The following is a 14,382-nucleotide window of genomic DNA, read 5'->3' on the forward strand; positions in this document are numbered from 1 at the left end:
TATCTCCCTATACACTCTGCAGCAAGGTATCAAATATAGTTTGCGCAACTTGGATTAATTGAGCTGAGGCTTGATAAGCTTGCTGAAACTGAACCAGCTTAGCCGCCTCTTCATCTAAGTTAACACCCGATATGCTTGAACGTTGCGCTATATTCGAATCAAGTACCGCTTTACCTGCTTGTGCATTTATTTGTGCAACCGCCGCTTCTGTTCCGACACGCTCAACCGTTTGACCGTATTTATCCTGGTAGGAGGCACCTTCGATATTTTTAACAAACTGCAGATCAGACAGAAGTAAAGCATTACTGTTATCTGAGACTCCATCCGTATTGGGCTGTATAGTAAACACGTCATTTAAGTTAGGTTGATTACTAATCGTAATGTCAAACCCCTGAAGCTCTATCGCCTCACCTGGATTAAATGCACCAACTTGGCGATCGCCGCCTTCATCCGTTAATTGGTAGTAGCCGACCTCTCCTGAATCATCGTGATCGATCGTAAATACATCACCATTAGCAACCGATGCAATATCAAGTGTAATACCAAAGGTGGCCGTAAGATCTAATTCAGTATCACCTATATTACCGACACCTGTCGCTGTGATTGCAGGCGATCCAGAATCTGTAATATTAAAAGAACCACCTACCGCCGTAATTGTCAGCGGATAAGTGATGCTTGATGTGAGATCATAATCAGCAATTTGAACATTTGATGCCGTGCCCACGTTAGCCACGTCACCGTTTGCTTCCAAAGGTGAGAGAAAACTAAGATTAAGCGGTGGCGTTAACTGCCCCACTACCGCCGCCTGAGCCGCGTAGTCTTTATCAGTGATCGTAACGTTAACAACCCCTGTACCAGTATTAGCCACATCTTCAGAGGTCGATAATGGTGAGCCTAACGCCAGCTGACTTGCATTATTAATAACAGTATCAATCTCAGCAGCTGCATTGCGGGTTGGCTGAATTAAAAATTTATCACCTTGTGCAAATGAAGTTGTTCCATCGAGTGTTAAGGTAAAACCGTCTATCCGTAATGTAAGGTCACCCGTAGCTGCATCTAAATAATACTCACCATCTTCATCAACTTCTGACGCATTCGCTGGCGGCGTACCACTGGCATTAAATTCGTTTTGACCCCAACGAACCTCATCATTGCCACGGATCAGTGTAAAGGTACTATCACTGTTAAAGATTAACTCATACTCTGTCGCTTCAACCTGAGTGACATCATTGATAATCACCATACCTGTTGAAGAAGTTAGATTATCTCGCTCAGCTAAAACACGGTTGGAAGCCACTGTGGAATTGTTGATATCGGTGAACATCAGTCCACCGGCATTTCCGTCAAGGTCCATCCCCTTCTGATGCTGCTCGTTCATCGTGTCAGCAAAAACCAGTGCTATGCGGCCTAACTCATCTAAAGTTTCATTTAAGGTCGTATCACGATAATCAAGCATGCCACCGACCTTACCCCCAGATACTTGACTGGTGATATCACCGACATTATTACCTATTTGAATACCTAGATTTAGCTGGCTGCTATCGGCTGGGCTGGTCATGGTTGTTAATGTGTTAGCTGATTGCCCAACAACTAAGGGCTCACCATTACCAACAAAAACACTAACTTCCTGAGTATTACTATCTTCAATAATAGTAAAACCTATATATTCAGATAGTTCTTCTAGCTTCATATCTCGCTGATCAAGCAGCTCACTCGATACATTGCCAGAGGCATTAGCTATACGTATCTCATCATTAAGTTGGGCTATGTTTTGTGCAATCGTGTTGATAGCAGCAACACTACTCTCTAATTGACCGTTAATCGTTTCATTTTGGCGACGAATATTGGCATCTAAATCATTAAACCGTTGGACCAAGGATTCAGCCTGCGCAATAAACAGCTCACGATTCGGCAAACTTACAGGATCATCAACTGCCGTTTGCATCGCCCCAAAATAGTCATCCATCGCCGTAGATATGCTTGTTACATCTGAGGCCAGAAGGTTATCAAGTTCATTGGCAAAATCTTCAAAAACATCGTAACTACTATAGGTCGAGCTATCAGCCCAAATTTGACGATTTAAGAAATCATCCGCCACTCGATCAATATTATCTATAGTAACGCCACCTTGGCCTTCTCGTGCTTCAAACACAGGACGCTGACGTGTGTAACCCTCAGTATTTACATTACTGATATTCTGGCCGGTAACCGCAAGCGCTGTCTGGTTAGCCTGCAGGCTCTGCGTTCCTAGTGTAAGTAAACCAAAAGACATATGTGACTCCTTTTGAAGTGCAATGCTACTTAACGAAGTAACGGTTAAGGAGAGCTAAGTAATAGCTTATCGGCTATTAACTAAGTCTCTTTAGGAAAACCGCTTCGACTTGCAAGCAGATCACCCTCAAAAATATTTTTAATCTTTTCGGCATATTCAGGATCAGTTGCATACCCTGCTTCCTGTAATTTCCGGACATAATCATAAGGATTGCCAGCACTCTCTATTGCCATTTGGTAACGAGAGCTTCCTTTTAAAAAGCTGACATAATCTCTAAAACTATCTTCGTAGCTGTCATAGCTACGGAACGATGCATTTTCACGCTGTGCTAAACCATCACGGTATTCTAAGGTCGATACTTGAGCACTTGCCCCATCCCAACGCTGATCCGCTTTGATATTAAATAAGTTATTGCTATTGCTACCATCTGATTGACGCACCATAAACTTCCCCCAGCCTGTTTCTAAAGCTGATTGGGCAAGAAGAACACGCGGGTCAACACCTAGCTCATCAGCTACTTTTTCAGCCAATGGCAGAAGCTTTTCTACAAACTCTTCTGGTGATTCAAAGCGGTCAGGAAGGTCTTCTTCAGTTTTACTAGAAACAGCATCCAGTTGTTTTTTGAACACCTCTTTGACAGTACTAATCTGATCATCTGTTAATGTAACGCCTGGAGGGTTCTCTTTACCTTCGGCTTTAGCTAACAGTGCCGACGCAGCAATAGACGCCGCTTGATCAAATGCTTGATTCAATCTACGGCTATTTATGTCTAAAGCCTCTAAATCGACATTACGTGAGTCGCTATCGCTTTGCCCACCAAGCTGCCTAACTAAAACGTCAGTAAGACCAATCCCTTTATTGCCTGACATCTCCATAGCAATCTGATTATCGTACATGCTCTGATAAAGTTTGGTCTGACTGCTATTCATGAAGTTATCTTCACCAAAAGCTGCATTGGCATCACGCATAGATTTAAGAAGCATATTAACGAACAGCTGCTCAAACTGCTGAGCGGCTAAACGTAATCCCTCATCACTATTAGATCGGGCTTTAGCTTTTAGCTTTTGCAACTCAGCCAGATCCGAATACAACTGAGCATGACCACTGTCGCCGGTTTTAATCATCAGATAACCACCAATTCTGCTTTAAGTGCGCCCGCCTGCTTGAGGGCTTCTAAAATGGCCATCAAATCACCTGGCGCAGCACCTACGCGGTTCACTGCATCCACAATATCTTGCAAATTTGTACCTGGAGAAAACTCAAACATATGGCCTGAACCTTCATCCACCTCAATACCAGTACGTGGTGTCACTACAGTAGCGCCGTTACCTAATGGGTTAGGCTGATCTACATTAAGGTCTTCAGCAATAGCCACTGTTAGCCCACCATGGGTGATGGCAACTGGCGAAACCCGTACATTTTGGCCAATAATAATGGTACCTGTACGTGAGTTAATAACCACTTTGGCCGCATCCATGGCCGGTTCTACATTTAAGTTTTCAAGTACCGATAAAAACGATACGCGTTGCGATGGATCCCTAGGTGCTCGCACACGGATAGAGGTTGCATCCATTGATGCAGCCATCCCCTCACCCAATAAATGATTGATCTGCTCAGCCACTCGTCGAGAGGTTGTAAAATCAGAACGATGAAGGTTAAGAATCAAACTATCACCCTGAGCAAAAGCTGTCGGCACTGCGCGTTCAACGGTTGCTCCATTAGGGATACGTCCAACACTAGGTACATTTAAAGACAACCTAGACCCGTCAGCACCTTGAACACCAAACCCAGACACAACTAAATTACCTTGTGCTACTGCATAAACCTGACCATCTGCCCCTTTTAGCGGCGACATTAACAAACTACCGCCACGTAAGCTTTTAGCATCACCTAAAGCCGAAACAGTTATATCAATCTTTTGACCGGGCTTAGAAAAAGCAGGTAGATCTGCATGAATAGCTACCGCAGCAATATTTTTCGACTTAGGATCGACCGAAGTAGGAATCGCCACACCAAAGTTATTTAGCATGTTGCGGAACGTCTGTGAGGTAAAAGATGTTTTATCACCAGTACCATCTAAGCCGACAACTAAACCATAGCCAACTAATTGGTTCGAGCGTACACCTGAGATACTAACCATATCTTTTAGACGACTAGCTTCAGCGGTAATGCTAAGCAATAAACTAGCTATTAGAAGTAATGCAATTCTCATTATTCTATCCCCTTAGAAAGGCATTAACGCGCCGATAAAGAAACGAGACATCCACCCCATAACATTGGAATCATTGACAGCCCCCGTTCCACTATAAGCAATGCGCGCATCCGCTAATTTTGTTGATTCAACCGTATTATCCGACCCTATATCTTGCGGGCGAACCATACCGCTGATTCGAATATATTCATCACCCTGGTTAAGGTTCAGCCACTTCTCACCTTTAACAATCAAAACACCGTTAGGTAGCACATCATGTACAGTTACGGTGATATTACCGGTTAAATTATTACTCATATCAGAGGTACCTTCGCCCTCAAACGCTGTGGTAGTTGAAGGCAACGTAAAACTAACGGGCTTACCCAGTGCTGTAACTGGTGAACCAAAGGCAGTGGCTTGCTCTAACGACGTGGTACCGCTTTTATCAATCTCAGTCGTAGCGCTTTTCTGGGAACTCGTACTCTCTTGCAAAGCGATAGTTAAAATATCACCTACTCGGTGAGCACGCCCATCTCCATACAAATTAATACTCGTCGCCGCACTATAAATAGAGCCATTAACAGGCTTAGCATCCATCAACCCTTGTGGTCTAACCGGTGCATATTCGGGATTATTAGGCTGCACCTGCTTTTGCACACAACCGGTTAGCAATACACTGATAGCAACAAGCGCAAGGAGTACTTTGTTCATTTCAAGACCGCCTTCTATTATTCAATTAAAGCTGCTGACTCACGTAGGAGAGCATCTCATCCGCTGTAGAGATTACTTTAGAGTTCATCTCATAGGCTCGCTGTGTAGTTATCATATCCACCAGCTCTTGTACTGAATTCACGTTAGAACCTTCTAAGGTGCCCTGTATTAACTGCCCCGTCCCATTTTCACCTGGGTTACTTACTAAGGGCCCACCACTTGAAGCAGATTCTTGGTAAAGGTTTTGTCCTAAAGAAAGGAGCCCTTGGGGATTAACAAAATCAGCTAACTGTAACTGTCCAATTTCTGTTGGTTCAGAATCTCCAGCAACGGTAACTGAAACAATGCCATCGGTACTGATCGAAAAGTTAGTTACCTCTTCTGGCAATGTAATCGCAGGTTCTAGTTGATAACCTTCCGCTGAAACCAATTCACTATCAGAGTTAAGGTGTATCTGGCCATTACGGGTATAAGCCAAATCCCCATTAGGCAAAGTAACTTGCAGGAAGCCTCGGCCATTAATGGCCACATCAAAGGCCTCATCCGTTACCTCTAGGTCACCGGTACTAAACAGTTTTTGCGTACCAACCGTTCGAACACCTGAACCAATTTGTAACCCTGAAGGGAGCTGCGCCTCTTCTGCTGTTTGCGCACCCGGCTGGCGGCGAACCTGATACATTAAATCTTCAAATACAACCTGATCTCGTTTAAAGCCAACCGTTGAAACGTTTGCTAGGTTGTTAGATATCACCTTCAGATTTGTGTCCTGAGCGGTCATACCTGTTTTAGCTACATTCAGTGCACCGTGCATCTATCTATCCTCGGTTGGTTCTATGAGAGCTTCAAAATGGATGTGGCAGCTTCGGAATTTTCTTCAGCTGTTTTCATCATTTTTATCTGCATTTCAAACTGACGGGAAGATGTAATAATCCCCGTCAACTCACTTACAGCATTAACGTTACTCGTTTCTAAATATCCTGCCCTAAGCCTGACATCCAGATCAGCTTCTAACGGAGCTTGAGCCCCAGTAGTCATTAAGCCATCCGTCCCTTTAAATAAGGTTTTAGGGTCTGGGTTCACCAGTTTCAACTGATCTGCCACTAATAACTCAACCCCATTATCGCCGACGGGACGAATGGTAATAATGCCGTTTGTTGCAATATCAATATTTTCAAAAGGCGGCAAAGCGATAGGTATTCCGCCATTTCCCATCACCGGCAAACCGCTGCCCGTGACCAGCTGATTAGCGGCATTCATCTGCAGAGAACCGGCACGAGTGTACCCTTCCGTGCCATCAGGTTTGAGTACAGTCAACCAACCATCACCCGCAATTGCCACATCCAACTTCCGACCGGTATCAATCAGCGAGCCACTCGACATATCTGTAGCTGGACGCTCAGTTTGGGCATAAACACGTGACGCATAACCCTCCCCAAACACTTGCATAGCGCGGGCTTGAGCAAGATCCGACTTAAAACCTGTTGTGTTGGCGTTAGCAAGGTTATTGGCATAAGACTGCTGCGCAAGCATATTTTCTCGCGCCCCACTCATTGCTAAATAAAGAACCTTATCCATCTATCACTTCCAGAATTTGGCGGCAAAACCGCGTTTGTTTCTATGAATTTATTTTTCTCTAGTTATATAGATAGCAACACACGTGCCAGAAACGAAAAAAGGCCGCTAATGCGGCCTTTAATGAAGAAAGTATAAACCTTATATCTGCAAAATATTCTGCGTCACTGTATTGAGTGTTTCCAAGGTTTTCGAGTTTGCCTGGAAATTACGCTGTGCTTCGATCAAAGAGACAAGCTCGGCAGACAGGTCTACGTTAGATTGCTCTAAAGCAGCCGATTGTAAGGTACCATTCAGACCTGTACCTGGTGGGTTCACAATCGCATCCCCTGAAGCTAGCGTTGAAGTCCACTCCGTATCACCGGAAGGCGATAAACCTGACTGATTTTCAAACGTCGCTATAGCTACAACACCTAAGTCCTGAGTCTGACCATTGGAGAAACTTGCAACCATCTCACCGGTGCCTCCAAAAGTAACCCCAATCAAATCACCTTTTGTATAACCATCTTGAGCCGACGATTTAACGATCGATGAAGAAGCAAACTGTGTCGTATTAGCTATATCAAGATCAATAACAGTGGTTGAATCAGCAGGATCTGCGCCGCTAATTGTAATCGTTGGCACAACGGAACCCGCAGAGAACTGATCGCCATTAATACCTGTAAGCAAACCATTAGATGGATCAAACTTAACTAAGATCGGCCCCGGCTCAGTACCTGTGCCCGTTTCACCTGGGTCAAGTTCTTTCCCTATATCTAGCTGTTCAGATCCATTCAAGTATGCATACATCCGGTATACACCTTGGAATGAGTTATCACCATTTTTCACGATAGCGGGATCAAAAGGCGTCCCAGCAGCAGCACCGGATGTTTCAGCAATTGTGATTGCTTCAGCAGGTGTGATATCACCGGCTTCTGCCTTATAAGTGACGACAACTTCCTGATTAACATTATCGTAGATAACCGATTCAACACTCGGGTTTGCATCTAAGATTTTCGCCTCACTTGCGGCGATCGCTTGGCCTATCTGATCCGCGGTAGAACCAATACCTAAGGTGCCTATTGAAATTCCACCAACCTCAAGCACAACCGCAGCAGCCAAAGGCACTTCACCACCATCAATCGCGAAAGTATACGTTTCATTAGCATCAATTTCAGCAATTTCAGCAACCGCAGCAGTACCTGTCACTTGCACAAGATCGGGCTCTGGAAATTCCGATTTAAACCGTAACGTAATATCACCTGCACCGTTAATCACTACGCTGCCGATTCTCGGGTCACCGGTTACAGGATCAGTCAAGTCACTAAAGAACGCCCCCGAAGAGATAACATCTCCAGCCGCATAACCAGCAAGTTCAGTCATATGCGCAGCAGTTACAGTAACACCAGAAATCGTGTCACCCGCTGCTAAGCTTGTCACTTGCTGCTGAGCCTGAACAGGACGTGCTTCGGCCATATTGACCTTAATTGTGTGCTCGTTACCTAAGCTGTCAAAGGTTCGAACCGTTGTACTATAGGTGAATGAACCTGGTTCATCCTTATCATAGTCCGCTAAAAGCGTCTCAGGATCTTCGCGAGAATCAATATTAAATGAGAGATCAATCTCCTCTGTCGCTTTAGGTGGACTTTCTTTCTGAGTAACCGCCAAGTTGCCAATAGGTAAACGGTTTCCTTCCTCATCCAAACCATATCCTTGAAGATATTTACCAGTTTTCGACACCATGAAGCCATCTTTATCTAGTTCAAACGACCCTGCACGAGTATAAGTTGTGCCACCTTGTCCGTCATCAAGCTGAAAGAAACCGGAACCATTGATCGCTAAATCAAGGTTGTTGTTAGTAAATTCAATCGTACCGGCTTGGAAGTCTTGAGCGATATCGGTCACGGTTACACCCGCACCCGCTACATTCGATGAGCCCGCCCCCACAACTGCTGTCGCATAAATATCACCAAACTCCGTACGTGAAGACTTAAAGCCTACTGTACTCGCGTTCGCGATATTATTACCAGTCACATCAAGGTCTGTAGTTGCTGCCTTCAGACCGGTTACTGCTGTATTAAAACCTGCCATTATCCTGTCCTCACACGCCGATCTGTTTCACGTCGCTGACATCAAAAGAGCCTGCGTTCGTATTTACTTTCATACCGATACCATTCTCGCCCAATGTCACACTATTTACCTGATAAGCCAGATTAGTGTCTATTGCGCTGTATTCGCCATCATCTAGACGCTCAACCGTGAATGTGTAATCCCCTGCTGGTAGCTCAGGATTACCATCCTCATCAAACGCCATCTGCCAAGCAAACTCGTGTTCACCTTGCTCAACTGCTCCGAGCTGCATAGTGTCTACAAGAGAACCACTTGAGTTATAAACTTTGATACGCACGTCCGATGCACTTGTCTCTAGATTAAACGAGCCATGGGCATATGGATTTGCCTGTGTACCCACTTCCGAGGTATCACCAGGAATATAAACCGATTGACCAACCATCGCCGAAGCCTGCAACGCTGCTTGACTTGACAACATCGACTGAGACATCTCATTAATCGATGTATTCAACTGGTTGATACTTTCAACCTGCGACATGGTAGCAATCTGCTGCATAAAGTCAGTTGTATCTGCAGGACTTGAAGGATCCTGATTTTGCAACTGAGCAATCATCAGCCGCATGAACATATCACTATCATCATCCGTCTGACTTGTCGCTGTGCTCGAGGTCTGATTCGTCTGATTGATTTGTTCAAAGACGTTTTGATTTACGCCATCTACAGTACTCATGGCTATTTAGCCTCGCGTCTTAATTTGTTTATTACTGTCCAAGGCTGATGGTTTGTTGCAACATCTGCTTGGCCGTATTTAGAATTTCAGTGTTAATTTGGAAGGAACGAGAAGCCGATATCATATCTGCCATTTCCTCTACCACATTAACATTTGGGTAATAAATAAAACCTTGTTCATCCGCCATTGGATGCTCAGGGCTATACTCTTTGCGCAGCTCTGCTTGGCTTTCAACAATACCTAATACTTGTACACCCTTCCCTGCTGCAACCCCAAACTCATTATCTGCCAGCGGGTCGACCTGCTGCACCGAAAAAACTGGCTTACGTGCACGATAGGTTTCATCAACACTAGAGCTAATACTTTCAGCATTTGCCATGTTACTCGCTGTAGTATTTAAGCGGATCGTTTGCGCATTCATCGCTGATCCTGCAATACCAAAAACATTACTCAAAGACATGACTATTCACCTTTAATCGCTGATTTCAGCCCTGTAATTTTTTTATTCAACAACTGGAAAGATGTCTGATAATCCAGTGCATTCTCAGTGTAACGAGCCATCTCTTGCTGGACTTCAACTGTATTACCGTCAACAGATGCCTGAGAAGGAATACGAAACATCATGTCTGCGGCAAGATCAGGACTTAATAACGTTGTTTGATGCTTAGGAGATGTTACCGTTTGTTTAATTGTCATCTCAGATGCCTGATTTAAGATCTGAGAAAACTCTAAATCTTTGGCTTTAAAATTAGGCGTATCTGCATTAGCAATATTATTAGCCAGCACTTCTGCGCGACGTGCACGATACAATAGTGCATCATCATGTATCCCCAGTGCTGCATCAAAGCTAATTGCCATCAAACGATCTCCTTTATTGACTAGGTCCTACCAAGCAATACATATACCAAAACAAAAAAACCTTTATTTAACAAATATATATAAAAAAACCGACTAATATTCGTTAAACTTACAGGCAAGAAACGGCAATATAAAACCTATTCTTTGCCGCCCGGCAAACAAATAGAGCGGAAAGCGGAAAGCGGAAAGCGGAAAGCGGAAAGCGGAAAGCGGAAAGCGGAAGATAAATAAACCGCAGAAAGATATCTACGGCTTCATAATAGATCGAATATTTATTCAGATTGCTTGATAAATTATTCCAGGCTGGCAATGAATCATCTGATATTTATCAGATAAACCTGACAAAAATTCTGATGCTCCCAAAATCAGATAACCACCAGGTTTTAACACTGAATGCATTTTAGTTAGAATTTCAGTTTTTTTCTCACTGGAGAAATAAATCAACACATTACGACAAAAAATAACATCAAACTGGCCCAGCGCCGAGTACTGGCCTAACAGATTAATGCTTTGAAAACGCACACGCGCTTTAATATCAGGCTTAACAACCCAGCTACCACCGGCAGTCTCACTAAAATGCTGAACTAAGCGATCCTGAGAAAGCCCTCTACCAATCGCTAACATCTCATACTCACCACGTCGAGCTTGGGCTAATACCTGCGTAGATATATCGGTGGCAACAATCTCTTCTGATAACAACTTACCCGGAGTTTTCTTTTTAAACTCATCAAACGTCATGCTGATGGAATATGGTTCTTGTCCGGTAGAACATGCAGCCGACCAGATACGTATTTTTGAACCTGATCCACGACTTAACAGCTCAGGTAAAATACGATCTCTAAGAATATCAAATGGATGTACATCTCTAAACCATAACGTCTCATTCGTCGTCATCGCATCAATAACTTGCTCACGCAATTTCATTGAAGCAGGGCCCTGAAGTTTAGTAATCAGCTCTTTTAAACTAAGACAGTTTTGCTCTTGAACGATTTTGCCCAACCGGCTTTGAACTAGGTATTGCTTATGTTTAGCCAGCAATATACCGCTCGTCTCTTCAAGAAAGCGACTAAATAGTTCGAAATCAGAATCCGTAATAGCAAAACCAGCCCGAGGCGTAATACTCATGAAGAGTAGGCACTCCTATTCAACATGCGCTGCTACTTTGTTTCAACTTGATTAATACGTTTCACAACCGCTGCCGCCAAATCATCAGGGTTAAATTTAGCAAGAAAGCCATCAGCACCAACCTTTTTAACCATTGATACGTTAAAACCACCGGATAGGGATGTATGTAAAACAACATGCATATTTTTCATACGCTCATCATCACGGATCATAGAAGTTAAGGTATAACCGTCCATTTCAGGCATTTCTATATCTGAAATAACCATCAGGAAATGAGTTGTTACATCAACCCCACGATCGGCCAAATCACACAAGAAGTCCCATGCCTGTCGACCATTATTACACGCTGTAACTTTAATCCCTAGACTTTCTAAACTACGCTTCATTTGGTTACGCGCAACCGAAGAGTCATCAGTTATAAGTATCTGATATTCTTTGGCCTTTTCACGAAGCTGATCATCAGCCACCTCTTTACTTACCTCTGTAGCCATAGGGTAAAGGTCAGCAAGAATCTGCTCGACATCTAAGATCTCTATCAGTCGATCTTCGTGCTCAAAAATAGCTGTCAGATAGTTTTCTACACCTATTTCTGTTGGTGGAGCCATAATCTGGTCCCACTGCGTATTCAGAATACGATCTACTTGGCGCACTAAAAATGCCAATGTACGACGATTATACTCAGCGACAATCAGAAAACAGTCACTACGTTGATCTTTAGGTACAGACTCACGCCCAATCGCTTCTGACAGATCCAATACAGGAATTGTCTCACCACGAATATGTGCCATCCCTTTAATCGCAGAAGTCTGTCTAGGGACCTCTGTAAGTTTTGGGCACTGTAAAACTTCTCGTACTTTAAACACATTAATGCCGTACTGCTGATCACTTTCCAAAGCGAACAATAATAGTTCGAGCCTATTCTGGCCCACCATCTGAGTACGTAGGTTTACACTATCTAGGATACCTGACATGATCTAACAATCCCGTAGAGATTAAATCAATTCTATTTTTATATTGCACACAAATACGCCACCCTGAATATTGATGACACAACGTGAATACTTATAATTTAACACGACTTTTCCTACTAACCACTTTTCTTTTGTCACCTTTACAGCTTTTTGCTGCTGGTGAAGCAGAAAAACTTGAGCAGTCGGCTGAACATTACCTATATAAACACTACAGCAACACAGGGACTGGCACACGTGTAGAGATCAAACTTAACCCGATTAGCAGAAAAATCAACCTAAAAAGCTGTTTAAAACCGTATGAATTTCAAACACCAAAGGGAAATGGCAGTCGTATCACCCTAAAAGCGCGCTGCCCATCACCTCTTTGGCAGCTATTCATAACAGCAGAAGTAAAAGAATTTGATATAGCTGTAGTCGCACAATCTAGTTTAGCCCGCGGAACCTATATCAGCATCCAAGATATAAAACTTAAAGAGGTTGAGATAACTTCTTTAAGATCGGCTTATTTTACCAAACTCCAAGATATTCTAGGCTGGACAAGCAAAAGAAGCATTGCCGCCGATACAATAATAACCACATCAATGCTCAAAGTACCTTTAGCTGTATCTAAAGGGGACGCACTTATTATTGAAGCCAAGCTTAATGGCGTAAGTATCCGAACATCAGGTACTGCCCTCGAAAGCGGCACACTAGGGGAACAGATAAAAGTCAGAAATGACCGTTCAGGAGTGATGGTTAAAGCTAAAATAATCCAAGCGGGCTTAGTACAAGTCCCTTAGCCTTAAACCCAAGTAGATTGGCCATAATTCAACTGCTATACTGCATCAATACCACAAGAAAATAATTTAATTTTTTCTTAAAGTTCTATTAAGAGCCGCCGATAAGCTTGTTCAGATACAATATAGAGGACGGATAAATGATTAATGATCTCACGAGCCTGTCATCATCACAGACGGCAAGCACTCGTGCACGGACTAATGAGCAAGGTAACGCTGCCAAAAATGGCAACGGTGCAGTTGCCCAGCAGCCCCCGTCCAATAAAGGTGATACAGTCAATCTCAGCAATGCAGCACAGTTACTGCAGAATGTTGACAAACAACTGTCTGACACACCTGATGTGGACAATGAACGTGTCGAGCGAATCAAACAGGAAATAGAAAGTGGTAGCTATCAGATTAACGCTGAACGCGTAGCTGAAAAGATGCTTAACTTTGATAACCTACTTTAAAGCAATGACATGACTGAGCAACAAATAACAGAACTTAATACCCTGCTAGAGCAGGGTATTTTGCTTTTAGAATCACTCAGCTCTATTTACGACAAAGAGCTTGAAGCTCTGAGCAGCAAAGACATTGATCGCTTGAGTGATACCACTCAGGAAAAAATGGCCCTGCTCAATAGCTTCCATAATTTCACCCTCGAACGCGTAGAACTACTGAAATCTTTCGGTTATAACATCGAAGCGGGTGATTATGGGCTTCCCAGAAATATGGAAGAAGACAGCCCATTTTTATCGCAAGCAGCTGAACACTACGTGCTTATCAAGCAGTATTTGAAAGAATTACAACATAAAAATAAGCGTAACGAGCAAGCGATTCACCGCAGTCAACAAAATGTAACCCAGTTACTAGCCATTGTGCGCGGACAGAAAAAACAGGATCAGCTCTACACTAAAGCAGGCAGCTCTGGGCTTTATAAAGCTCAAAACAGGATAGGCAAAGCCTAAACCATCCTAATACCACGCCTAGCTAGTGACTCTTCATAGAATTAGCGCTAGAATCTCGCAGAATTTCACACCTACTTCAGTCCCAGTAGCTCAGTAGGATAGAGCGGTCCCCTCCTAAGGGACAGGCCAGGGGTTCGAATCCTCTCTGGGACACCATTTCTTCAGCTTTAAGTCCGA

The 14,382-nt window shown here is 43.5% G+C and carries 15 protein-coding genes and 1 tRNA gene; 4 read left to right on the forward strand and 12 right to left on the reverse strand.

The features are described from left to right. Positions 1–7: 7 nt before the first annotated feature. The 12 genes from flgK to ACOQOE_RS15660 all read right to left on the reverse strand — a co-directional run bounded on the left by flgK (position 8) and on the right by ACOQOE_RS15660 (position 12,479). Positions 8–2,272 (reverse strand): flagellar hook-associated protein FlgK, encoded by a 2,265-nt coding sequence (gene flgK / locus ACOQOE_RS15605; protein WP_420554429.1) that lies wholly within the window; start codon positions 2,270–2,272, stop codon positions 8–10. Between the two features lie 80 nt (positions 2,273–2,352). Next, positions 2,353–3,396, reverse strand: coding sequence for a flagellar assembly peptidoglycan hydrolase FlgJ (gene flgJ, locus ACOQOE_RS15610; protein WP_067867126.1), 1,044 nt, complete (start codon positions 3,394–3,396; stop codon positions 2,353–2,355). Further along, complete coding sequence (locus ACOQOE_RS15615; RefSeq protein WP_067867128.1) at positions 3,396–4,484, reverse strand: flagellar basal body P-ring protein FlgI; 1,089 nt, start codon at positions 4,482–4,484, stop codon at positions 3,396–3,398. The genes flgJ and ACOQOE_RS15615 overlap by 1 nt, the downstream gene beginning before the upstream one ends. A gap of 12 nt (positions 4,485–4,496) precedes the next feature. Further along, complete coding sequence (flgH, locus tag ACOQOE_RS15620; RefSeq protein ID WP_067867130.1) at positions 4,497–5,174, reverse strand: flagellar basal body L-ring protein FlgH; 678 nt, start codon at positions 5,172–5,174, stop codon at positions 4,497–4,499. Positions 5,175–5,199: 25 nt separating this feature from the next. Continuing rightward, positions 5,200–5,985 carry a flagellar basal-body rod protein FlgG gene (flgG, locus tag ACOQOE_RS15625; RefSeq protein ID WP_067867132.1) on the reverse strand — a complete coding sequence of 262 codons (786 nt, stop codon included), beginning with the start codon at positions 5,983–5,985 and terminating at the stop codon, positions 5,200–5,202. Positions 5,986–6,005: 20 nt separating this feature from the next. Further along, positions 6,006–6,749: a flagellar basal-body rod protein FlgF gene (flgF, locus tag ACOQOE_RS15630; RefSeq protein ID WP_067867134.1), complete on the reverse strand. Its 744-nt coding sequence runs from the start codon at positions 6,747–6,749 to the stop codon at positions 6,006–6,008. Between the two features lie 138 nt (positions 6,750–6,887). Continuing rightward, positions 6,888–8,816: a flagellar hook protein FlgE gene (locus ACOQOE_RS15635; RefSeq protein ID WP_067867137.1), complete on the reverse strand. Its 1,929-nt coding sequence runs from the start codon at positions 8,814–8,816 to the stop codon at positions 6,888–6,890. A gap of 10 nt (positions 8,817–8,826) precedes the next feature. Continuing rightward, complete coding sequence (locus ACOQOE_RS15640) at positions 8,827–9,525, reverse strand: flagellar hook assembly protein FlgD (protein WP_067867140.1); 699 nt, start codon at positions 9,523–9,525, stop codon at positions 8,827–8,829. A gap of 31 nt (positions 9,526–9,556) precedes the next feature. Continuing rightward, positions 9,557–9,985: a flagellar basal body rod protein FlgC gene (gene flgC, locus ACOQOE_RS15645; RefSeq protein WP_067867142.1), complete on the reverse strand. Its 429-nt coding sequence runs from the start codon at positions 9,983–9,985 to the stop codon at positions 9,557–9,559. A 2-nt stretch (positions 9,986–9,987) separates the two neighbouring features. Then, positions 9,988–10,383 carry a flagellar basal body rod protein FlgB gene (gene flgB / locus ACOQOE_RS15650; protein ID WP_067867144.1) on the reverse strand — a complete coding sequence of 132 codons (396 nt, stop codon included), beginning with the start codon at positions 10,381–10,383 and terminating at the stop codon, positions 9,988–9,990. A gap of 276 nt (positions 10,384–10,659) precedes the next feature. After that, on the reverse strand, positions 10,660–11,508 hold the full coding sequence (locus tag ACOQOE_RS15655) for a CheR family methyltransferase (protein WP_420554430.1): 849 nt from the start codon (positions 11,506–11,508) through the stop codon (positions 10,660–10,662). Positions 11,509–11,540: 32 nt separating this feature from the next. Further along, the gene (locus tag ACOQOE_RS15660; protein ID WP_420554431.1) at positions 11,541–12,479 is read right to left on the reverse strand and encodes a chemotaxis protein CheV; all 939 of its coding nucleotides are present in this window, start codon (positions 12,477–12,479) and stop codon (positions 11,541–11,543) included. Positions 12,480–12,562: 83 nt separating this feature from the next. On the opposite strand from ACOQOE_RS15660, the gene flgA reads away from it, so the two are divergent. From flgA to ACOQOE_RS15680, 4 genes are all read left to right on the forward strand, one after another. Next, positions 12,563–13,258, forward strand: a complete 696-nt coding sequence (gene flgA / locus ACOQOE_RS15665; protein ID WP_067867151.1) for a flagellar basal body P-ring formation chaperone FlgA — start codon at positions 12,563–12,565, stop codon at positions 13,256–13,258. A gap of 137 nt (positions 13,259–13,395) precedes the next feature. Then, positions 13,396–13,707 carry a flagellar biosynthesis anti-sigma factor FlgM gene (flgM, locus tag ACOQOE_RS15670; protein WP_067867153.1) on the forward strand — a complete coding sequence of 104 codons (312 nt, stop codon included), beginning with the start codon at positions 13,396–13,398 and terminating at the stop codon, positions 13,705–13,707. Between the two features lie 9 nt (positions 13,708–13,716). Continuing rightward, a complete protein-coding gene (locus tag ACOQOE_RS15675; RefSeq protein ID WP_067867155.1) occupies positions 13,717–14,205 on the forward strand; it encodes a flagella synthesis protein FlgN in 489 nt (162 codons plus the stop codon). A 79-nt stretch (positions 14,206–14,284) separates the two neighbouring features. Further along, positions 14,285–14,361 (forward strand) — tRNA-Arg (locus tag ACOQOE_RS15680). Positions 14,362–14,382 lie beyond the last annotated feature (21 nt).

The organism is Neptuniibacter marinus (genome assembly GCF_965223595.1).
GTDB lineage: Bacteria > Pseudomonadota > Gammaproteobacteria > Pseudomonadales > Balneatricaceae > Neptuniibacter > Neptuniibacter marinus.